At 69.8% G+C, this 202-nt stretch carries 1 protein-coding gene; it reads left to right on the forward strand.

Annotated features, from left to right (window positions below):
* Window positions 1-202: aminotransferase class III-fold pyridoxal phosphate-dependent enzyme (locus tag IE97_RS39120; RefSeq protein WP_037845584.1), on the forward strand; the 202-nt coding region annotated here is incomplete at both ends.

Raw genomic sequence — 202 nt, forward strand, 5'->3', positions numbered from 1 at the left:
CGGTCACTGCCACCCCAAGGTCGTCGCGGCGGCGCAGGAACAGGTTGGCACACTGATCCACGGCCAGTACACGACCGTCATGCACCAGCCGCTGCGGCGTCTGGTCGACAAGCTGGGCGAGGTCCTGCCGTCCGGTCTGGACAGCCTGTTCTTCACCAACTCCGGCAGCGAGGCGGTGGAGGCCGCCCTGCGGCTGGCCCGC

Origin of the sequence: Streptomyces sp. NRRL S-455 (assembly GCF_000717875.1) — a bacterium.
GTDB lineage: Bacteria > Actinomycetota > Actinomycetes > Streptomycetales > Streptomycetaceae > Streptomyces.